This is a genomic window from Myxococcus dinghuensis (assembly GCF_024198235.1).
GTDB lineage: Bacteria > Myxococcota > Myxococcia > Myxococcales > Myxococcaceae > Myxococcus > Myxococcus dinghuensis.
In genome coordinates this window covers 40624-61974 of record NZ_JAKCFB010000010.1, presented here as the reverse complement: position 1 = coordinate 61974, position 21351 = coordinate 40624, and the positions used below count along the sequence as shown (strand labels likewise).

The 21351-nt window shown below is 69.5% G+C and carries 13 protein-coding genes; 7 read left to right on the top strand and 6 right to left on the bottom strand.

Annotated elements, in window-relative coordinates:
* Positions 1-11 precede the first annotated feature (11 nt).
* Positions 12-1253, bottom strand: coding sequence for a glycoside hydrolase 5 family protein (locus LZ198_RS16005; RefSeq protein WP_253972835.1), 1242 nt, complete (start codon positions 1251-1253; stop codon positions 12-14).
* Positions 1254-1293: 40 nt separating this feature from the next.
* Here LZ198_RS16005 and LZ198_RS16000 point away from each other — a divergent pair, with 40 nt between their 5' ends.
* Both LZ198_RS16000 and LZ198_RS15995 read left to right on the top strand, forming a co-directional pair.
* Complete coding sequence (locus tag LZ198_RS16000; RefSeq protein ID WP_253972834.1) at positions 1294-2175, top strand: ABC transporter ATP-binding protein; 882 nt, start codon at positions 1294-1296, stop codon at positions 2173-2175.
* 11 nt (positions 2176-2186) lie between these two features.
* Positions 2187-5792 (top strand): M1 family aminopeptidase, encoded by a 3606-nt coding sequence (locus tag LZ198_RS15995; protein WP_253972833.1) that lies wholly within the window; start codon positions 2187-2189, stop codon positions 5790-5792.
* 12 nt (positions 5793-5804) lie between these two features.
* Here the strand turns inward: LZ198_RS15995 and LZ198_RS15990 are convergent, their stop codons facing one another.
* Positions 5805-6338, bottom strand: coding sequence for a DUF2378 family protein (locus LZ198_RS15990; RefSeq protein WP_253972832.1), 534 nt, complete (start codon positions 6336-6338; stop codon positions 5805-5807).
* A gap of 196 nt (positions 6339-6534) precedes the next feature.
* Positions 6535-7635: an ankyrin repeat domain-containing protein gene (locus LZ198_RS15985; RefSeq protein ID WP_253972831.1), complete on the bottom strand. Its 1101-nt coding sequence runs from the start codon at positions 7633-7635 to the stop codon at positions 6535-6537.
* A 318-nt stretch (positions 7636-7953) separates the two neighbouring features.
* Here LZ198_RS15985 and LZ198_RS15980 point away from each other — a divergent pair, with 318 nt between their 5' ends.
* From LZ198_RS15980 to LZ198_RS15965, 4 genes are all read left to right on the top strand, one after another.
* Complete coding sequence (locus LZ198_RS15980; RefSeq protein ID WP_253972830.1) at positions 7954-9825, top strand: methylmalonyl-CoA mutase family protein; 1872 nt, start codon at positions 7954-7956, stop codon at positions 9823-9825.
* Entirely contained in the window at positions 9825-12017 is a 2193-nt protein-coding gene (scpA, locus tag LZ198_RS15975; protein ID WP_253972829.1) for a methylmalonyl-CoA mutase, read from the top strand. The genes LZ198_RS15980 and scpA overlap by 1 nt, the downstream gene beginning before the upstream one ends.
* Positions 12014-12997, top strand: coding sequence for a methylmalonyl Co-A mutase-associated GTPase MeaB (meaB, locus tag LZ198_RS15970; protein WP_253972828.1), 984 nt, complete (start codon positions 12014-12016; stop codon positions 12995-12997). The genes scpA and meaB overlap by 4 nt, the downstream gene beginning before the upstream one ends.
* Positions 12998-13072: 75 nt before the next feature.
* Positions 13073-16540, top strand: a complete 3468-nt coding sequence (locus tag LZ198_RS15965) for a methylmalonyl-CoA mutase family protein (protein WP_253972827.1) — start codon at positions 13073-13075, stop codon at positions 16538-16540.
* A gap of 45 nt (positions 16541-16585) precedes the next feature.
* On the opposite strand, the gene LZ198_RS15960 is transcribed toward LZ198_RS15965, so the two are convergent.
* Positions 16586-17191, bottom strand: coding sequence for a TetR/AcrR family transcriptional regulator (locus LZ198_RS15960; RefSeq protein ID WP_253972826.1), 606 nt, complete (start codon positions 17189-17191; stop codon positions 16586-16588).
* Between the two features lie 46 nt (positions 17192-17237).
* Between LZ198_RS15960 and LZ198_RS15955 the strand changes: the two genes are divergently transcribed.
* Positions 17238-17675 carry a PaaI family thioesterase gene (locus LZ198_RS15955; RefSeq protein ID WP_253972825.1) on the top strand — a complete coding sequence of 146 codons (438 nt, stop codon included), beginning with the start codon at positions 17238-17240 and terminating at the stop codon, positions 17673-17675.
* Between the two features lie 9 nt (positions 17676-17684).
* Here LZ198_RS15955 and LZ198_RS15950 read toward each other — a convergent pair whose 3' ends face one another.
* Both LZ198_RS15950 and LZ198_RS15945 read right to left on the bottom strand, forming a co-directional pair.
* Positions 17685-19526 carry a gliding motility-associated C-terminal domain-containing protein gene (locus LZ198_RS15950; RefSeq protein WP_253972824.1) on the bottom strand — a complete coding sequence of 614 codons (1842 nt, stop codon included), beginning with the start codon at positions 19524-19526 and terminating at the stop codon, positions 17685-17687.
* 215 nt (positions 19527-19741) lie between these two features.
* Positions 19742-21241 carry a DEAD/DEAH box helicase gene (locus tag LZ198_RS15945; RefSeq protein ID WP_253972823.1) on the bottom strand — a complete coding sequence of 500 codons (1500 nt, stop codon included), beginning with the start codon at positions 21239-21241 and terminating at the stop codon, positions 19742-19744.
* Positions 21242-21351: the final 110 nt, after the last annotated feature.

The window sequence follows — 21351 nt, the reverse complement described above, 5'->3', positions numbered from 1 at the left end:
CTCGGCGCGCGTCACGGCCGGGCCGCGCCGGCCGCCTCGATGACGAGGTCCGCGTATCGGTTGACGGGGTCCTCCGGGGTGGTGCCGTCCCGGAAGTAGAAGGTGAAGGCATCCCAGGCATCGGGGCGCGCGTCGTTGGCGAACATCCACAGCGCGCCCGCGCCCACCCCCGACACCCGCATGCACTCGAGCCAGCCCCGGTAGAGCGCGCGCCGCTGGGACAGGTCCAGGTCGCCCGCGTTGCGCAGCCCCAGCTCGCCCACCAACAGCGGCTTGCCCAGGCTCCGGGCAATGGCCGCGTGCTCGCGGATCCAGCGCGCCCCCGCCTCCGCCGTGCCCGGCCCGTCGAGTCCCCAGGACTCCGGATAGAAATGCACCGACGCGAAGTCGATGTACGGCGACGCCGTGTTGCGCGTGAAGCTGGAGCCCGGCGTGCGCAACATCGTCGTCCCCACGCGGGACCAGAACGCGGCGTCGTAGCCCTCCGAGGACGGCTCGAAGCCCTCCTCGCCCGTACCCACCAGGTGACTCGGGGCGCGGGACTTCACCTCGCGCGCCACGGTGTCGACCCACGCGCGCAGCTGCGCGCCCTCGCGGTCCAGGCCACGTCCCCGGGGCTCGTTGAGCAGCTCCCAGGCGAGCACGGCCGGATGGTCCCCATAGCGGATGCCGTCCTCGGTGTTCACCCGCTCCAGCATCCGCGCGACGTGCTCGCGATACAGCGCGATGACGGTGGGGTCGGTGAAGAAGCGCGGGTCGCCCTGCACGGGGTTCGGCAGGCCGGCCCACGTCACGTACTGGCGTGTTCCACCATACGCATCCCAGTAGTTGCCCAGCGTGAGCACCAGGCGGACGCCATGGGCCCGGGCGCGCGACAACACCCGGTCCAGCCCTCGCAGCGACACCTCGTCGTATTGGAGGGGCGCCACCTGGAGGGTGCTGTCCCCCACCTTCTCCGGCGCCTCGTTGTGGCCGTTGGTGCGCAGCGCGACGACCCCCATCGCGGAGGCCTTGGCGAACACCTCCTCCACCACGGGGGACACCGCGCGCCCCTGGCGCACGTCGCGCGCGGCCTCTTCCTGGAGGAAGTAGGCGTTGAGCACCATGCCTCCGGACGGGAGCCTGCCGAGCCGCTGCGGCGAAGCGCTGACGCAGTCCGCCGCGACCGCCTCGAGCATCACCGGCTCTCCCTCGCCACAGGCGCACAACCAGAAACCGAGGACGGAGGCGAGGCACCCGCGAAGCCAGGACATGGAGCCCATGGTAGCGGATGGGCTAGGTTGCATGTCCGACATGGAGCTCCGACTCGAAGGCGTGTCCAAGACATACCCCAACGGCACGCGGGCGCTGAACGACGTCTCCCTCACGATTCCTCGTGGCATGTTCGGCCTGCTGGGCCCCAACGGGGCAGGCAAGTCCACGCTGATGCGCAGCATCGCGACGCTCCAGGACGTCGATGCGGGCGCGATGACGTTCGACGGCATCGACGTGCGGAGGGACAAGTCCCGGCTGCGCGACGTGCTCGGCTTCCTGCCCCAGGACTTCGGGGTGTACCCCAAGGTCACCGCGTGGGACATGCTGGACCACCTCGCCCAGCTCAAGGGGCTGTCCGTGCGGCGGACGCGGCATGACGCGGTGAAGGCGCTGCTCACCAAGACGAACCTGTGGGAGCACCGCGACCGCCGGCTGGGGGGCTTCTCCGGCGGCATGAAGCAGCGCTTCGGCATCGCCCAGGCGCTGCTGGGCGACCCCAGGTTGCTCATCGTCGACGAGCCCACCGCCGGACTCGACCCGGCCGAGCGCTTCCGCTTCCACAACCTGCTGGCGGAGATCTCCACCGACGTGGTGGTGCTGCTGTCCACGCACATCGTCTCGGACGTGGCGGACCTCTGCCAGAACATGGCCGTCCTCGCCCAGGGGCGGGTCGTGGCGAGCGGCCACCCGTTGCGCCTGGTGGAGGAGCTCCAAGGGCGCGTCTGGAAGCGCTTCGTGGGGGCCCAGGACGAACTGGACGCGCTCGCCAGGCAGTTGGAGGTCATCGCCGTCCGGCGCGTCGCGGGGCAGCGGTTGGTCCACGTCTACGCGGAGAGCGCGCCAGCAGGGTTCGAGCCCGCCACCGCGGACCTGGAGGACGTGTACTTCCACGCCCTGGCGCGCGCGTCCCGTCAGGCCTGAGCGAGGACACCATGTTCAGCGCACTCGTCACGTTCGAGCTGCGGCGCCGGGTCAAGATGATCTCGACCTGGGTCTACGCCCTGGTGCTGGCCGGCGCGGGCCTCATCCTGATGATGGCCTCCGGCGGCGTCTTCAAGAGCATGTCCGCGAGCTCCGGCTCCGAGCGCATCCTCGCCAACAGCCCCTACTCGCTCTACAACTACATCACCACGCTCGCCCTCTTCGGCCTGCTCATGGTGGCGGCCATCTTCGGACAGGCCGCGCACCAGGACTTCGGCCACGGCACGTGGATGCTCATCTTCACCAAGAACGTGAAGAAGGCCCCGTACCTGCTGGGCCGCTTCCTCGGAGCCTTCGCCTTCAGCGCGGTGCTGATGCTGTCCATCGTCCCCGGCCTGCTCGTGGGCGCCGTCGTCGTCTGGCTGGTGGACAAGACCCAGCTCGCGCCGCACCAGACGCTCGCGTACCTCTGGCCGTACCTGGTGGGCGTCTGGCCCACGGTGTTCCTGGCGGGCGCGGTCTTCTTCTCGCTGGCGGCCCTCACCCGCCGGATGGCCCCCGTCTACGTGGGCGTGGTGGTGATGGTGCTGGGCTACCTCGTGCTCAGCTCCGCCATGGATGACGTGGCCAACCAGCAGCTCGGCGCGTTGCTGGACCCGTTCGGCTTCCTCACCTTCGACAACGCCACCCGCTACTGGACCCCCGCCGAGCGGAACCGGGACCTGGTCCCCTTCTCCGGTCTGCTCCTGGCCAACCGCCTGTTGTGGAGCGCCGTGGGCGCGGCGCTGCTGGGCCTGACGGTGGCGCGCTTCCGCACCACGGTGGAAGAGCACCGGGGCGGCAAGGCCCGACGGGACGAGTCCCCCGAGGCTACGGCCGTCGTCATCCCCACCACCGCGCGCGTCCCCACCTTCGGGAGCTGGGTCCGCACGGCGCTGAACGGCGCGTGGCTCGCCTTCCGGGACGTGCTCCGCTCGCCGGTGTACTGGTCCTTCGTCGTCGCGGGGCTCGCCTTCATCCCCATGGGCGTCATGCTGTCCAAGCAGATCTTCGGCACGGCCACCTGGCCGGTGACGTGGCAGGTGCTGGAGGTCGCGACGAGCATGTTCACGCCGTTCGTGCTCATCATCACCACCTTCTACGCGGGGGAGCTGGTCTGGAAGGAGCGCGACGCGGGCCTGGGCGACATCGTGGACGCCACCCGCGCCCCCACCTGGGTGGGCTACGGCGCGAAGCTGCTGGCGCTGCTGCTCGTGGTGCTGTCGCTCAAGGCGGTGGTGGCGCTCGCGGTGCTGGTCACCCAGGTGGGCCAGGGCTACTTCGACATCGAGTGGGGGCTGTACGCCTCCAAGCTCCTGCTGCTCGACTTCACGCACGACGTGCTCCTGTGCGTGCTCGCCTTCTTCGCGCAGGTGCTCATCCACCAGAAGTACCTGGCCTACCTCGTCATGGTCCTCTACTTCGCCGCGCAGGCCGCGCTGCGACTGTTCGGCGTGGAGGATCTGCTGGTGCGCTACGGCGGGGAGCCCGCCGCGCCCTACTCGGACATGAACGGGTACGGCCACTTCCTCTCCGCCATCGCCTGGCACCGGCTGTACTGGTACTGCGCCGCCGTCCTCCTCGTGGGCGTCGGCTCCCTGCTCACCATCCGGGGACGCGGCACACGGTGGAGGGAGCGGCTCGTCGAGGCGCGGGCTCGGCGCTCCCCGGCGTGGACGCTGTGCATGGCCGTGGCGCTGGCCGGCTTCGTGGGGACCGGCGCGTTCCTCACGTACCACAAGCGCATCCTCCACCCGTACGTCACCACCAAGGACACCGAGCGCGGACTGGCGCGGTACGAGAAGGACTACAAGTCGTTCGCCGCGCTGCCACATCCGCGCGTGACGGACGTGGACGTGACCATCCACATCCATCCGGAGGAGCGGCGCCTGGAGGCGCTGGGCACCTACCGCCTGCGCAACAAGACGGCGCAACCCATCTCCCAGGTGTTGATGGAGCTGCCGACCGACGCGCGCGTGCGCAAGCTCACCCTCGCGGGCGTGGACACCCCGGCCCGACGTGACGCGCCCCTGGGGCTGTTCATCTTCGAGCTGCCCACGCCCCTGGCGCCCGGCGCGGACACGGACCTCGTGTTCGACCTGGAGTTCACCCCGGACGACCTGAGGCACGGAGGGACCCGCACGGACATCGCGGGCAACGGCACGTTCTTCAACCACGGGAACCTGCCCACGCTCGGCTACCAGGAAGACGCGGAGTTGGAGAACGACGGCGACCGCAAGGAGTACGGCCTCGCGCCCAAGGAGCGCCTGCCGGACCGCGACGACCCGAAGGCCCGGGAGAAGAACTACATCGCCACGGACGCGGACTTCGTCTCGTTCCAGGCCACCGTGAGCACGTCGGCGGATCAGATCGCCGTGGCGCCGGGCTACCTGGAGAAGGAGTGGACGGAGAACGGGCGGCGCTTCTTCCGCTACAAGATGGACCAGCCCATCCTCAAGTTCTTCTCCGTGCTGTCCGCCCGCTACGAGGTGAAGCGCGACCAGTGGAACGACGTCCGGCTGGAGATCTACCACCACCCCACGCACACGTTCGCGCTGGACCGGATGATGCGGGGCATGAAGGACGCGCTGACGTACTGCTCGGAGAACTTCGGTCCCTACCAGCACCGCCAGGCGCGCATCCTGGAGTTCCCCCGCTACGCGACGTTCGCGCAGGCGTTCCCCAACACCATCCCGTACTCGGAGGCCCTGGGCTTCATCGCGCGCGTGCGTGACGACAAGCCCGACGACGTGGACTACCCCTACTACGTCACCGCGCACGAGATCGCCCACCAGTGGTGGGCCCACCAGGTCGTCGGCGCGCGGGCCCAGGGCGGCACCATGACGTCGGAGACGATGGCGCAGTACTCCGCGTTGATGGTGCTGAAGCACACCTATGGGGCGACGAAGATGAAGCGCTTCCTGCGCTTCGAGCTGGACCGCTACCTCATGGGCCGCGCGATGGAGCGCAAGAAGGAGGTCCCCCTGTCGCGCGTGGAGAACCAGCCGTACATCCACTACAACAAGGGCAGCCTCGCGATGTACGCGCTCCAGGACTTCATCGGCGAGGACCGCGTCAACCACGCGCTGAAGCGCTACGTGGAGAAGGTGCGCTTCCAGGGGCCGCCGTACACCGGCTCCGCGGAGCTGCTCGGCTTCCTGCGGGAGGAGACGCCTCCGGAGTACCAGTACCTGCTCGAGGACCTCTTCGAGACCATCACCCTCTACGACAACCGCGCCGTGTCGGCGACCGTGCGGGACGACGGCAAGGGCGCCTGGGAGGTCACGCTCGAGGTCCTCGCCAAGAAGTACCGCAGCGACGACAAGGGCAACCAGACGGAGCTGGAGTTCGACGACTGGATGGACGTCGGGGCGCTCGACGAGCAGGGCGAGGCCGTGTTCCTGGAGAAGCGCCGCATCCCCAAGGGCGAGTCCAAGGTCACCTTCACGGTGCCGACGAAGCCCGCCCAGGTGGGGATCGATCCGCTCAACAAGCTCATCGACCGCACGCCCCAGGACAACGTGACGTCCCCCTCGACGGAGGCGCCGCTCGCGCTGGGGACGCCCACCCAGCCCTGAGGCGTCCGCGAGCTACCAGCGGATGCGCAGGTCGAAGTCCTCCGCCGAGGTGGAGCGCTCCACTTCGACGGAAGGGTTCTCCGCGCCCGCCTGGCGAAGGGCGCCCTCGCAGGTGCCCGCCGCGGACTCATGCGGGAAGGGGTAGTTGCGGAACTCGACGCGCCAATCGCTCGGCGCCAGCATGAGGGTCTGGATGTAGACCGGCTCGAACACGGACTTGAAGCTGAGCGCGACCCGCTTCATCGCCCGCTCCGGTCCCGCCACCTTGAGCGCCATGCCCACCACGCGCCCCACCAGCGTCTCGAAGTACGAGCGCACCAGGTCCCGCCCCATCTGACGCTGGGCGGCCTTCGGCCCGAGGTGCGAGTACGCCGCGCGCTGCACCACCGTCTGGCAGGCGATGAACACGGAGCCCGGATAGAGCGCGCGCGGCCGGTCCACGTCGTATCCCGCGGCGAGGAGGTCGGCACGGAGCGCACCATCCATGGGCGCGCAGCGGACCAACGAGTCGAACAGGGTGGCCTGCACGATGACTTCGGTTGCCATGTGGAGGGCCACCCTAGGAGGTTCGTCGTCATGAGGGAAGCTGGCGAGCGCGACAGCCCATGACGCACCTGCTCACTCGCCCTCCCCCATCGTTCGTCGAGCCGGGAATGAAACAAATTTCCGTCCCGTCTGCGCCCAGGCGACCTCGGTCGCCCTCGACTCCCGTGAGACATCTGTACTCATGTCTCACGGGCCGTCACGTGTCGACGCGCTCCTCGACGTCGAAGCGCCCGGCCGTCACCTGGTGCTTGTCGACCACGAGCGAGTCCGCGCGCAGCGTGCCGCGAACCTCCAGTCCATAGTCGTTGCCGGACGCCTCGACCCGTGTGGCCTGGAGGTCGCCACCGATGACGACCGGGCCCACCGTCTTGAAGGTCTCGCACGTGAAGTGGCCCCCGACGAACAGCGGCGCCCCCTCGAAGTTGGTCGCGAGGCCCTTCACCGTCAGGTTGCCCGTCACCAGCAGCGAGCCGACGGTCAGCTTGCCGTCGAGCTCCAGGTTGCCGTGGTGGCACAGCATGGGGTTGGAGAGCTTCTTGACCTTCTTGTCCTTGGGCGCGCGCGTGGACACGGCCTGGATGAGGCCCACGGCGGCGAACACGAGGTCCGGGTGGAACGAGGCATGCTCGTGGATGCCCTCGTAGAACTCGTCGAGGTTGACCGAGTGCGCCTCCACGAAGACGCCCTCCATGAGCAACCGGAGCTTGTCCCACGACTGGGCGCGCACTCCCGCGGGGGGCTCGGCGGAGAGGTAGCGCAGGACGGCCTCCTCCGAAAGGTCCTTCGCCTTCTTGGGTGGGGGCGGACGCTGGGACTTGGTCGGCTTGAGCAATTCCACCAACAGCGACACCACTCTCCGGCTGTGCCGCGAACCGCGCGCGGTGGAGAGGACGGTGCGGCCCCCCGGGAGAGGCACACGTGGGTCCACGCCCTGCTCGATGAGGAAGCGGACGACGCGGTCCGCGCCGAACTCGGCGGCGCGGTGCAGCGGGGTGTCGTAGTGGTGGGGCGCGCGGATGTCCGCGCCATGCGCCATCAGGAGCTGGATCAGCTCGACGTTGTTGTGGGTGACGGCGTTGAGCAGCGGCGTGTGGTGGTTCATGTCCTCGAAGTCCAATTGCACGCCCGAGTCCAGGAGCTGGCGGATGCTGGCCAGCGTCACCGCGTTCTCCGCCTGTTCCTCCGTCAGGCGCTCGACGTACTCCGCCTCGCGCACCGGCTTGACGTAGGTCTCGATGAAATGATGGCTCTGGATCTTGCGGATCAGCGTGAGCAGGTCGTCTTGCTGCTGGGTCATGGGTGGCCGCGCTCCGAGTGCATCGCGAGACATCTCTCGGCCCCACCACGGATGCAACCGCTTCCCTGCCCGGCACGTGGTGAGAACCGCAGCCCCCGCCCCGACGGACGCACCGGCTTGTTGGCAGGCCTCTCCTCCCCGCCGCGCCCCCGCCCCCACCCTCCTCCGAAAGAGGGCCCCGGGCTTATTGGCAGGGCTGGGTGGCGTGCGCACCACGTTTACCGCCATCTCGCCATTGCCCCGACGCCTCTTTACGCCTAAGGGAACGGGAAAACGGCCCGCCCCTGGCGGCGCCTCCCCCATTCGCGAGGACACAGCATGTCGCAGGTGCCTCTTCACATCGCCCAGGAGTTCAAGGCCCCCTCGGTGGACGAGTGGCGCCGGCTCGTGGACAAGGACCTGAAGGGCAAGCCCTTCACGGTGCTCCAGTCCGCTCTCGAGGGCGGGCTGACGCTCCAGCCGCTCTACACGCAGGCCGACGCCGCCCAGGCGACCCCGGAGTCCCCGGGTGTCGCGCCGTATGTGCGGGGCACGCAGCCGCTCGGACAGACCGAGGGTGGCTGGCTCGTCTGCCAGGAGTACGCCGAGCCCGACGTCGTCGCCGCCGCGGAGGCGCTCCGCGTGGACCTGGACAAGGGCGCCCTCGCCGTCTGGCTGTGCCTGGGTGAGGCCCAGGGCATCCCCGTGCGGAGCCAGGGCGACCTGGAGCGACTGCTCGCCCCCGTCCGGCTCGCGGAGACGCCGGTCCACCTGGAGCCGGAGGCGACGCCCCTCGTGTTCGCCCCGCAGTTGCTGGCGGTCGCCGAGAAGGTGGGCGTCCCGCGCAAGGCGCTCCAGGGGTCGCTCGGCATCGACCCGCTCGGCATCCTCGCGCGCTCCGGCGCGCTGCCGGGCGGGGCCGCCACCACGCTCGCGGAGGCGGCGCCCCTGGTGACGAGCCTGCGGGAGACCGCTCCGAACCTGCGCCCCGTGCTCGTGTCCACGCGCGCCTACGCGGACGCGGGCGCCACGTCGGTGCACGAGCTCGCATGGGCCATGGCCACGGGCGTGGAGTATCTGCGTGGCCTGGAGCGCGCGGGCGTGGCGCCGGAGACCGGAGCGCGCGCCATCCAGTTCGCCCTGTCGGTGGGAGGCCAGTTCTTCCCGGAGATCGCCAAGCTGCGCGCGGCGCGGCTCCTGTGGTCCAAGGTCGTCGCGGCGTCGGGCGGCTCGCCCGAGGCGCAGGCCATGGTGCTGCACGCGCGGACCGCGAGCGCGACGAAGACGCAGCGCGACCCGTGGGTCAACATCCTGCGCGCCACCTCGGAGTCGTTCGCCGCCGTCGTCGCGGGCGCGGACAGCGTCAGCACGTCCCCTTTCGACGCGCCCCTGGGGACACCGGACGAGATGGGGCGTCGGCTCGCGCGCAACACGCAGCTCATCCTGCGCGACGAGTCCAGCCTCAACCGCGTCGCGGACCCGGCGGGCGGCAGCTACTACCTGGAGCAGCTCACCTCCGACATCGCCCGCGCGGCGTGGACGGAGCTGCGCCGCATCGAAGCGCTCGGGGGCATGGAGAAGGCCCTGGCCCAGGGTGACATCGCCCGGGTCCTCGCGGAGACGCGCGCCGCGCGCGACAAGGCGGTGCGCTCGCGCAGGCAGCCCATCGTCGGCGTCAGTGAGTTCCCCCACCTGGGCGAGGCGCCGGTGAAGCGGCCCTCCCGCCCGGCGGCGCCCTCCGGCGCGGGCCTCGCACCCACGCGCGTGGCCGAGGCCTTCGAGTCGCTGCGCGACGCGAGCGACCGCTACCTCGCGGCGAAGGGCACCCGCCCGTTCGCCTTCATGGCGAGCCTGGGCACCGTGGCCGAGCACACCGCCCGCTCCACGTGGGTCGTCAACGCGCTCGCCTCCGGCGGCATCGAGGCGCGCGAGCAGCACGGCTTCGCGGACGTGGCGGAGACGGCCCAGCGCTTCGCCGAGTCCGGCGCCTCGCTCGCGGTCATCTCCGGCCCGGACGCGCTCTATCCGGAGTGGGTGCCCGCGCTGACCGCGGCGCTCGAGGCGAAGGGCGCGCGCGCCGTCGTGGTGGCGGGCCGCCCCGGCGACCAGGAGGCCGCGTTCCGCGCGGCCGGAGTGGACCTGTTCATCTTCGCGGGCGCGGACCTGTTCGCGCTCCTGTCCTCGCTGCACGCGCAGCTCGGAGTGGCCTGATGCGCACGCACGTTCCCGACTTCGCCGGACTCGACTTCGACGCCCCCCAGACGCAGCCCACCGCCGCCACGCGCGACACCCAGCGCGCGAGCGCCACCGCCAGCACGCGCCAGGCCGAGCGCTGGGACACGCCGGAGGGCATCCCCGTCAAGCCGGTGTACACGGCCGAGGACCTGGCGGACGTCGAGCACCTGGGCTCGCTGCCGGGCCTGCCGCCCTTCGTGCGCGGCCCCTACGCCACCATGTACGTGCAGCAGCCGTGGACGGTGCGCCAGTACGCGGGCTTCTCCACGGCCGAGGCCTCCAACGCCTTCTACCGCCGCAACCTCGCGGCCGGACAGAAGGGCCTGTCCATCGCGTTCGATCTGGCCACGCACCGGGGCTACGACAGCGACCACCCGCGTGTCGCGGGCGACGTGGGCATGGCGGGCGTGGCGATCGACTCCATCAAGGACATGCGCATCCTGTTCGACCGCATCCCGCTCGACCAGATGAGCGTGTCGATGACGATGAACGGCGCGGTGCTCCCCGTGCTCGCGCTCTACGTGGTCGCGGCCGAGGAGCAGGGCGTGCGCCCCGAGCAGCTCAGCGGGACCATCCAGAACGACATCCTCAAGGAGTTCATGGTCCGCAACACGTACATCTACCCGCCGGGCCCGTCGATGCGCATCATCGGCGACATCTTCCGCTTCACGGCGGAGAAGATGCCGCGCTTCAACAGCATCAGCATCAGCGGCTACCACATGCAGGAGGCGGGGGCGACGCAGGACCTGGAGCTGGGCTACACGCTCGCGGACGGCGTGGAGTACGTGCGCGCGGGGCTCGCGGCGGGGCTGGGCGTGGACGCGTTCGCGCCCCGGCTGTCGTTCTTCTGGGCCATCGGCATGAACTTCTTCATGGAGGTGGCGAAGATGCGCGCGGCCCGGATGATCTGGGCCCGGCTCATCAAGGGGTTCAACCCCAAGAGCGACAAGAGCCTGGCGCTGCGCACCCACTCCCAGACGTCCGGGTGGAGCCTCACCGCGCAGGACGTGTTCAACAACGTGGTGCGCACGTGCGTGGAGGCGATGGCCGCCACCCAGGGCCACACGCAGAGCCTGCACACCAACTCGCTCGACGAGGCGATCGCCCTGCCCACGGACTTCTCCGCGCGCATCGCCCGCAACACCCAGCTCTACCTCCAGTTGGAGAGCGGCACCACGCGCGTCATCGACCCGTGGGGCGGCAGCTACTACGTGGAGCGCCTCACCCACGAGCTGGCCCAGAAGGCCTGGGGCCACATCCAGGAGGTGGAGGCGCTGGGCGGCATGACGAAGGCCATCGAGGCGGGCCTGCCCAAGCTGCGCATCGAGGAGGCCTCCGCGCGCACCCAGGCGCGCATCGACTCGGGCCGGCAGGCCATCATCGGCGTGAACAAGTACCCGCCCGAGCGAGAGGACCAGATCGACATCCTCAAGGTGGACAACACCGCGGTGCGCGAGGCGCAGATCGCCCGGCTCAAGCAGCTTCGCGCCGAGCGCGACGCGGCCGAGGTGCGCCGGCGGCTGGACGCGCTCACGGAGGCGGGCCGCCGCAACGAGGGCAACCTGCTGGCGCTGGCCATCGACGCGGCGCGGGCGAAGGCCACGGTGGGGGAGATCAGCGACGCGCTCGAGAAGGTGTTCGGGCGCTACGAGGCCACGGTGCGAAGCGTCTCCGGCGTGTATTCGAGCGAGGCGGGCAAGGACGCCCAGGGCATCACCGAGGCGCGCGCGGCGGCGGACGACTTCCTCGCCCGCTTCGGCCGCCGGCCCCGCATCCTCATCGCGAAGATGGGCCAGGACGGACATGACCGCGGGCAGAAGGTCATCGCCACGGCGTTCGCGGACCTGGGCTTCGACGTGGACATCGGGCCGCTGTTCCAGACGCCCGAGGAGTCCGCGCGGCAGGCGGTGGAGAACGACGTCCACGTGGTGGGCGCCAGCTCGCTCGCGGCCGGCCACCTCACCCTGGTGCCCCAGCTCAAGCAGGCCCTGCGCGAGCTGGGCCGCGAGGACATCATGGTCGTCGTGGGCGGCGTCATCCCCCCGCAGGACTACGACGCGCTGCGCGCCGCGGGCGCCGCCGCCATCTTCGGCCCCGGCACCGTCATCTCCAAGGCGGCCATCGAGCTGCTCGGCAAGCTGGCCGCCGCGCAGGAGGAGGAGGCGTGAAGCTGCTGACGGCGGACGCCTACGTCGACGGCGTCCGCGCGGGAGACCGGGCCGTGCTCGCCCGGGCCATCACCCTGGTGGAGAGTGGCCACCCGCGCCACCAGGCGTTGGCCCAGGAGGTGCTCACGCGCCTGCTCCCCCACACGGGCGGCAGCCGGCGCGTGGGCATCAGCGGCGTGCCGGGCGTGGGCAAGAGCACGTTCATCGACGCGCTGGGCATGCACCTGGTGGGCGCGGGACGGCGCGTCGCGGTGCTCGCCATCGACCCGTCGAGCACCGTGTCCGGCGGCAGCATCCTGGGGGACAAGACGCGCATGGCGCGGCTGTCCCGTGAGGAGGCCGCGTACATCCGGCCGAGCCCCTCCAGCGGCACGCTGGGCGGGGTCGCGCGCAAGACGCGCGAGACGCTGCTGTTGTGCGAGGCCGCGGGCTTCGACGTGGTGCTGGTGGAGACGGTGGGCGTGGGCCAGTCGGAGACGGTGGTCGCCGACATGGTGGACTTCTACCTGGTGTTGATGCTCGCCGGTGCGGGCGACGAGCTGCAGGGCATCAAGCGCGGCATCCTCGAGGTCGCGGACATGCTCGTCGTCAACAAGGCGGATGGCGACAACCAGACGAAGGCCGAGCGGGCCCGCGCGGAGCTGCGCGCGGCGCTGCACCTGATGCGGCCGGGCTCGGAGCCCGAGGTGACGACCTGCAGCGCGCTCCAGAACCTGGGCATCGACCGGCTGTGGACGTCCGTGGAGGCCCAGTTGGGCAAGCGCGAGGCGTCCGGCGTGTTGACGCGTCGACGCACGGAGCAGCAGATCGGCTGGATGTGGGCCATGGTGCAGGACGGCCTGCGGGCGGCCCTGCATGCGAACCCCACCGTGGCCGCCCTCGTCCCCACGCTGGAGGCGGAAGTGCGCGCCGGACGCGCCACGCCGACGTCCGCCGCACTGCGCGTGCTGGGCGCATTCCTCCCGGAATCGAGGGCTTGACAGCCCGCGTCGTGTGACGGGCGGGCCCGCTTCAATCGCTTGCCCGTCCCCCACCGCGCTCCTACTGTACGCGGCGTGCGAAACGTCCAGTTGACCTCCGTTCCCATGCCCTACAAGCCGCGATTCCACGTGCGAATCGTGACGGCCGCCTCCCTGTTCGACGGGCACGACGCGGCCATCAACGTCATGCGCCGCCTGATGCAGGCCTCTGGCGCGGAGATCATCCACCTGGGGCACAACCGCTCCGTGGCGGAGATCGTCGACTGCGCCATCCAGGAGGATGCCCAGGGCATCGCCATCACCTCCTACCAGGGCGGCCACGTCGAGTTCTTCAAGTACATGATCGACCTGCTGAAGCAGCGCGGGGCGAACATCAAGGTCTTCGGCGGTGGTGGCGGCACCATCCTCCCGAGCGAGATTGAAGAGCTGCACGCGTACGGCGTCACGCGCATCTACTCCCCGGACGACGGGCGGGCCATGGGCCTGCAGGGGATGATCGACCACCTCATCGCCGAGTGCGACTTCGAGAAGCGCCCCGCGGACTTCGCGCAGGCGCTCGCGGCCCGGCCGGCGCGCGAGCCCTCGCGCATCGCGTCGCTCATCACCGTCGCGGAGAACTTCTCCGCCGTGGGTGATGCCCTGCGCGACGCGCTCCAGAAGGCGCGCGCCCAGGGACCGCGCGTCCCCGTGCTCGGCATCACCGGCACCGGCGGCGCGGGCAAGTCCAGCCTCGTCGACGAGCTGGTGCGCCGCTTCCTGGCGGACTTCCCGGACAAGACGCTCGCGGTGCTGTCCGTGGACCCGTCCAAGCGCAAGTCGGGCGGCGCGCTCCTGGGCGACCGCATCCGCATGAACGCCATCGACAACTCGCGCGTGTACATGCGCTCCATGGCGACCCGACAGAGCAACCTCGCCCTGTCCAAGCACGTGGGTGAGTCCATCGAGGTCTGCAAGGCCGCGGGCTTCGACCTCATCATCGTGGAGACCTCCGGTATCGGTCAGTCCGACACGGAGATCACCGAGCACTCGGACGCCTCGCTCTACGTGATGACGGCGGAGTACGGCGCCGCCACGCAGCTCGAGAAGATCGACATGCTCGACTTCGCGGACATCATCGCCATCAACAAGTTCGACAAGCGCGGCTCGCTGGACGCGCTGCGCGACGTGCGCAAGCAGTGGAAGCGCAACCACAACGCCTTCACCACCGCGGATGACGCGGTGCCCGTGTTCGGGACCATCGCGTCGCAGTTCAACGACCCGGGGATGAACCAGCTCTACCGGTCCATCATGGACACCGTGGCGCGCAAGACGGGCGCCCCGCTCGAGTCGAAGCTGGCCGCCACGCCCGGCATGAGCGAGAAGAAGTGGATCATCCCGCCCGAGCGCACCCGCTACCTGGCGGAGATCGTCGAGACGTGCGAGGCGTACGACAAGTTCGCCCGCGCGCAGGCGGCCATCGCCCGGCGGATGTACCAGTTGCACGGCACCATCGAGGCGCTGCGCGCCAACGTGGGGAAGAAGCGGCTGGAGATCGTCGAGCCCAAGGACACGTCGGACGTGGTGCACGTCACCGAGCGCGTCGAGGGCGAGCCCGCGTACCTCACCGAGCTGGTGGAGCTGTACAAGGACCTGGAGACGCGGCTCGACCCGGAGTGCCGGCGGCTGCTGGCCGAGTGGCCGGCGACGAAGCGCCGCTACGCGGCGGCGAAGTACCAGTATCAGGTTCGCGACAAGGTCATCGAGCTGGACCTCTTCACGGAGTCGCTCTCCCACCTGCGCATCCCGAAGATCGCCCTGCCCCGCTACGAGGACTGGGGCGACATCCTCCTGTGGTTGCTGCGTGAGAATGCCCCGGGCGCCTTCCCGTTCACCGCGGGCGTCTTCCCGCTCAAGCGCGAGGGAGAGGACCCCGCGCGCATGTTCGCCGGCGAGGGCGGCCCGGAGCGCACCAACAAGCGCTTCCACTACGTCTCGCGCGGGCTGCCCGCCAAGCGCCTGTCCACGGCGTTCGACTCCGTGACGCTGTACGGCGAGGACCCGGACCACCGGCCGGACATCTACGGCAAGGTGGGCAACTCGGGCGTGTCCATCGCCAACGTGGACGACGCGAAGAAGCTCTACTCCGGCTTCGACCTGGCGGACCCGTCCACGTCGGTGTCGATGACCATCAACGGCCCCGCGCCGATGCTGCTGGGCTTCTTCCTCAACGCCGCGGTGGACCAGCAGTGCGAGAAGTGGATCCGCGCCAACGGCAAGGTGGAGGAGGTCGAGAAGAAGATCGACGCGCTCTACCAGGAGCGGGGCCTGCCGCGTCCGCGCTACCAGGGTGACCTGCCGCAGGGCAACGACGGGCTGGGCCTGCTGCTGCTGGGCGTGTCCGGCGACGAGGTGCTGCCCCGGGACGTGTACGAGAAGATCCGCGCGTCGACGCTGCAGCAGGTGCGCGGCACGGTGCAGGCGGACATCCTCAAGGAGGACCAGGCGCAGAACACCTGCATCTTCTCCACCGAGTTCGCCCTGCGGCTGATGGGCGACATCCAGCAGTACTTCACCGACAAGAAGGTGCGGAACTTCTACTCGGTGTCCATCTCCGGCTACCACATCGCGGAGGCCGGGGCGAACCCCATCTCCCAGCTGGCCTTCACGCTGGCCAACGGCTTCACCTTCGTCGAGTACTACCTGTCGCGCGGGATGCACATCGACGACTTCGCGCCCAACCTCTCGTTCTTCTTCTCGAACGGGATGGACCCCGAGTACACGGTGCTCGGCCGCGTGGCGCGCCGCATCTGGGCGAAGACCCTCCGCGACAAGTACGGCGCCAACGACCGCTCGCAGAAGTTGAAGTACCACATCCAGACGTCGGGCCGGTCCCTGCACGCGCAGGAGATCGCCTTCAACGACATCCGGACCACGCTCCAGGCGCTGCTGGCGCTCAACGACAACTGCAACTCGTTGCACACCAACGCGTACGACGAGGCCATCACCACGCCGACGGAGGAGAGCGTGCGGCGTGCGCTCGCCATCCAGCTCATCATCAACAAGGAGTTCGGCCTCTCCAAGAACGAGAACCCCAACCAGGGCTCGTTCATCGTGGAGGAGCTGACGGACCTGGTGGAGGCGGCGGTGCTGGCGGAGTTCCGCGCCATCTCCGAGCGCGGCGGCGTGCTGGGCGCCATGGAGCGCATGTACCAGCGGTCGAAGATCCAGGAGGAGTCGCTCTACTACGAGACGCTCAAGCACGATGGCTCGCTGCCCATCATCGGCGTGAACACCTTCCTCGACCCGAAGGGCTCGCCCACGGTGCAGCCGCCCGAGGTGATTCGCGCCACGACGGAGGAGAAGGACTACGCCATCTCCGCGCGCGACGCCTTCTGGAAGCGCAACGCCCAGACGACGCCGGCGGCGCTGGAGGCCGTCAAGCGCGCGGCGCTGGACAACGGCAACATCTTCGCCGCGCTGATGGACGCCTGTAAGGTCTGCACGCTCGGCCAGCTCTCCCGCGCCCTGTACGAGGTGGGCGGGCAGTACCGTCGCAACATGTAGTGCGGCGACGAGGCCCTTCGCGCGCCACCGCGCGGAGGGCCCGCGTCACTTCCCCGGGCGCGGAGCCCCGCCGCGCTCCACGCCTCGCCAGGCGGCGCGCGACAGCACGGAGATGGACGCCTTCGGGTCCGACTTCGCGCGCCCGGTGAGCCACTCGCGCAGCAGCTCCTGCGCGGGCGAGTAGACGATGGCCAGGAAGACGTCGAGCGACATCGGCTCGATGGCCCCGGCCTGGACGTGCCCTTGCAGCCACTCACGAAGCCGCCCGAAGGTGCCGCGGTTCTGGTCGCGGATGCCGGGCTCGGAGCCGGAGATGGCGGAGATGCGGCGCGCGACCAACAGGAAGCGGGCCTGCTTCGGGTGTGCGAGCGCCCACTCCAGGTGGAAGCGGACGAGCGCCTCGACACCCTCCTTCGCGCCCGGCAGCCGCTGCAGCTCCCGCAACGCCCCCTCGTGGTACTCCTCCAGGACCTCCAGGTAGAGCGCCGTGGCGATGGCGTCCTTGCTCTCGAACAGGTGGTAGATGCTCCCCGTGCTGGCTCCGGAACGGGCGCGGATGGCCGCCATCGTCGTGCCCTCGAAGCCCGCCTCCAGGAAGCACTCGAGCGCGGCCTTGAGGACGTCTTCCTTCCGGCTCCCCGGGTTGCGCATGCCCTCACCCTACTATAGAACGTCATTCTAGAACGATGTTCTAATCATGATGGGAGGAGCCATGGAGTCCTTCATGGAGCTGGGCAACGCGGTGCTGGCGCAGCAGTCCTTCAGCCAGATGATGGGGACGAAGCTGACACGCCTGACGCTGAGCGAGGCGGTGCTGGAGCTGCCCTTGCGCGAGGACATGAAGCAGCAGCACGGCTTCGCCCACGGGGGCGTGCTGAGCTACATGGCGGACAACGCCCTCACCTTCGCCGGTGGCATCGCGATGAAGGGGGCGCCGGTGGTGACGTCGGAGTTCAAGATCAACTACGTGCGCCCCGCCGTCGGCACGCGCCTCATCGCCCGGGCGCGCCCCGTCCACGTGGGGCGGCGCCAGGCGGTGTGCCAGTGCGACGTGTTCGCCGTGGATTCCGAACGGGAGACGCTGGTCGCCGTGGCCCAGGGCACCATCAGCGCCATGGGCGGCCGGGAGGAGTGAGCCTCCCGGTCAGCGGATCAGCGTCACATTGCCGTACGGCAGACTGCCACCCGACGAGCCGTTGATGATGTTGTCGTGGCAGTCGCTGAGCTGCACGCGCCAGACATACGTACCAACGGGCTGGTGTTCGCCCTGGTAGGTGCCGTCCCACGAGAAGTCCAGGAGCGTGCGTCCCTCGGAGTAGAAGATGTTCTCGCCCCATCGGTTGAAGACCCAGAACCTGGACCCGGGATAGTCCTCGATGTTGAGGGGCCTGAAGAGGTCGTTGATGCCATTGCCGTCCGGCGAGAACGCGCTGGGAACGGCGACCTTGCGCGGGTTGCGCTGCTCGATGATCTGCGGCGCAGCGCCAGAGCACCCCGAGACGCTGTCCGCCACCGTCAACATGTACTCGTGGACGACGGCGGGGGCGGGAGGGTCGGTCGGTGCAGGCGGGGCACCGAGCGCTGGCAGGGAGAGGGTCGGCACCTGCGCCGTCGTCGAGCTGAGGTACGTCCCCGGCGACCAGTTGAAGCTCGGGCTCTGGGGGCGGAACGGGTCCGCGAATTCCAAGGAGAACTTCGGGATGAGGAGGCGGGAGATGCTGCTGCCATTGCAGGAGAGCCACGGCTCCCGCATGGGCTCCACCACCATCCGCTGTACGAAGTGGGTCAGCGAATTCGACACCATGGACTGGTACGGATTCGCGGCCTCGAACGCCTTCAATCGATACTGGAAGATGCCCGCCGACGGCTCCGAGTACGAAGCCGCGAGTGACGTGGCACCAGGGATGTCGTGCCAGCTGTCACCCTTGTCGTAGCTCCGTTGCCATTGAAAGGCTGGAGAGGAATACGGGCTGGAGGATGGCCACCATCCGTGGAGACTCACCGAGCCACGCGTGCAGACGTGCGCCTTGTCCACCACGATGCCGCTCTGGAATGACGCGACGATGGGCGGCAAGCACGGCGCGAAGGCGATGTCATCGAGCACCAGGTCGTTGCCGTTGTGTTCTCCGTGGCGATTCACGACCACGACGTCAAGCGACGTCACGCCGACCGGGAGGTCGAACATGAAGCCCACCTTCCGCCACGCGAACTGCGAGGTGAACGGCACGGTGATGTTCGCGCTGCTCGCGATGACGGTTCCTCCGCTGTGCAGCTCGAATTGAATGGAGGGGTCTTGCCAATCAGCCACCTCCACGTTGACCAGGTTTCCCACCCAGGCGGAGAACTCATACCGGAACGAAGAGGTCAGCCCCTGGACCGTGGTCCGATAGAACTCCCCCAGGGACTCGTTCGCGTCGACCATCAGGAAGTAGCCGTTCGAATCGCCCGGCGTGTGGTCGCTCGGGATTCCGTGCCAGTTGGCCCTGCACGCCACGGAGCTGTTGGTGCGCGTGTACTCGTTCGGACTGATCGCGCAACTCGGGTTGTAGAGATACGTGGTGGCCCCCACAGGCAACGCAGGCCCTGGATTGGGGCCACTGCCGAAGTCCACCAAGGCGGCAGGCTGTCCGAGCGCGCCCTCGCAGAACTTCGACGAACTGGCGTTGGGGTTCACGACGTCCAGCGCGGCGGAGCCGGACTGTCCACCCAGGTCCTCGTAGACTTCGATGCCCCCGACGATGTCCTGGTTGTTGGGGGCCGTGTCCCACAGGATGACCACGGAGTGCTTGTCCGCGCCGACGAGCGTCCCGCCCGCGACGCTCCAGCTGACGTTGGCGTAGTTGTCGTGGGCCTGGGTCCACGACTCCCATTCGACGAGATAGGTCTCGATGGAGCCCTGCACGGGTCGCAGGTTTCCGACGATGGCGTTGTCCGCGAGCGCCACGAGGGGCAGCAGACACGCCACCAACGACACGAGCTTTTTCATGGGTCAGGCACCGGCATGGGGTGGCACTCGAGAGACTGCACGCGGCGGCGCGCTCACGGACTCGAGCACACGGCACCGCGCCATGGAGTCACCCGACTCCATGAGCCTTCGATACACCCACACGCTACGCCTGATTTACTTGAATTACAACACTCGCACGTTCACAGCCGCCCGGTGACGACCGATGTGTCACCGGGCGGGGATGTACACGCGAGCTACAGCCACTTCGGCGCCTGACGGCGCGCGGGAGGCGGCTCGGCGCGAGGTGGCACGGAGGCCTGCGGCGCCGCATTGGCACCCGCCGGACGTGGCGCGGCGCTCGGACCGCGAGGGGCCTGTGCGTTGCCGCGACCCGCCCCCGACCCACCCGGACGCGCCGAGCGGTTCCCCTCGGAGCGCCCCTGGCCGCCGGGGCCGCGGCCGCCACGACGACGCCGGGAGCCGTTCCCCGGGGCGTTGCCACGACCACCACCACCGTCCTGCTGGCCCTGTCGCCCGCCGCGAGCCTGGGCCGCGGGCGCCGGCCCCCGCGAGGGCGCCTGCACCGAGGCAGAGGCCGCGGGACGCGGCGCCGGGCTACCGGAGCGGTACGGATGCTCCTCGACCACCGGCACGGACCGACGGATGGTCTTCTCGATGTCGCGCAGGTACGCGCGCTCCTCGGCGTCGCAGAAGGACACGGCCGTCCCGGTCGCGCCCGCGCGGCCCGTGCGGCCGATGCGGTGCACGTACTGCTCCGGCACGTTGGGCAGGTCGTAGTTGATGACGAAGCTCAGCCCGTCGATGTCGATGCCGCGCGCCGCGATGTCCGTGGCGACCAGGACGCGGATGTCCCCCGAGCGGAAGTCATCCAGCGCGCGCTCGCGCGCGTTCTGGCTCTTGTTGCCGTGAATCGCGGCGGCGTACACCCCGGCCTGCTCGAGCTGCTTCGCCACGCGGTTGGCGCCGTGCTTGGTGCGCGTGAAGACCAGCGCGCGCGGAATCCGCGCCTCGTCCTTCAGCAGGTGCGTCAACAGGCCGCGCTTCTGCTCGCGCTCCACGAAGTACACCTGCTGCGTCACCGTCTCCGCCGTGCTGGAGACGGGCGTCACCTCCACGCGGATGGGGTCCGTGAGGATGTTGCGCGACAGGTCGACGATCTCCGGCGGCATCGTCGCGCTGAAGAAGAGCGTCTGACGCTTGAGCGGCAGCGCCTTGATGACCTTGCGCACGTCGTGGATGAACCCCATGTCCAGCATGCGGTCCGCCTCGTCGAGCACGAACACCTCGAGCGAGCGCAGCGACACGAAGCCCTGGTCCATCAAGTCCAGCAGACGACCCGGCGTCGCCACCAGCACGTCCACGCCGTTGCGCAGCGACTGCACCTGCGCCGCCTGCCCCACGCCGCCGAAAATCACCGCGTGCCGCAGCGGCAGGTTCCGGCCGTAGGTCATGAAGCTCTCCCCCACCTGCCCGGCCAGCTCGCGCGTCGGCGTGAGCACCAGGCAGCGCACCGGCCGCGCCCCGCCCGCCGGCGCCTTCGCCGACAACCGCTGGAGGATGGGCAGCGCGAACGCCGCCGTCTTGCCCGTGCCCGTCTGGGCCACGCCCAGCACGTCCTTGCCCAGCAGGGCGTGGGGAATCGCCTTCTCCTGGATGGGCGTGGGGGTGGTGTAGCCCTCTGCATTGACGGCTCGCAGAAGGGTCTCGTGAAGCTGAAGTTCGTCGAAAGTCATGTCGTCCTGGGAAACGGTAAGCCCGCCTCCTCGCCACGAGGAGGCCCGCGCAGCGCGCTCTTCCGACTCGAAGCCGGAGGCGCCTGGCGGTGCGCGGCCAGACCCGAATG

Bases quoted from the DNA above. Each gene is read 5' to 3' on its own strand.
- LZ198_RS15985 (WP_253972831.1), bottom strand. From the start codon at position 7,635: ATGACCCAGCAGCAAGACGACCTGCTCACGCTGATCCGCAAGATCCAG.
- LZ198_RS15945 (WP_253972823.1), bottom strand. From the start codon at position 21,241: ATGACTTTCGACGAACTTCAGCTTCACGAGACCCTTCTGCGAGCCGTC.
- scpA (WP_253972829.1), top strand. From the start codon at position 9,825: ATGCGCACGCACGTTCCCGACTTCGCCGGACTCGACTTCGACGCCCCC.
- LZ198_RS15990 (WP_253972832.1), bottom strand. From the start codon at position 6,338: ATGGCAACCGAAGTCATCGTGCAGGCCACCCTGTTCGACTCGTTGGTC.
- LZ198_RS16005 (WP_253972835.1), bottom strand. From the start codon at position 1,253: ATGTCCTGGCTTCGCGGGTGCCTCGCCTCCGTCCTCGGTTTCTGGTTG.
- LZ198_RS15950 (WP_253972824.1), bottom strand. From the start codon at position 19,526: ATGAAAAAGCTCGTGTCGTTGGTGGCGTGTCTGCTGCCCCTCGTGGCG.
- LZ198_RS15955 (WP_253972825.1), top strand. From the start codon at position 17,238: ATGATGGGAGGAGCCATGGAGTCCTTCATGGAGCTGGGCAACGCGGTG.
- LZ198_RS15960 (WP_253972826.1), bottom strand. From the start codon at position 17,191: ATGCGCAACCCGGGGAGCCGGAAGGAAGACGTCCTCAAGGCCGCGCTC.
- LZ198_RS16000 (WP_253972834.1), top strand. From the start codon at position 1,294: ATGGAGCTCCGACTCGAAGGCGTGTCCAAGACATACCCCAACGGCACG.
- LZ198_RS15980 (WP_253972830.1), top strand. From the start codon at position 7,954: ATGTCGCAGGTGCCTCTTCACATCGCCCAGGAGTTCAAGGCCCCCTCG.
- LZ198_RS15995 (WP_253972833.1), top strand. From the start codon at position 2,187: ATGTTCAGCGCACTCGTCACGTTCGAGCTGCGGCGCCGGGTCAAGATG.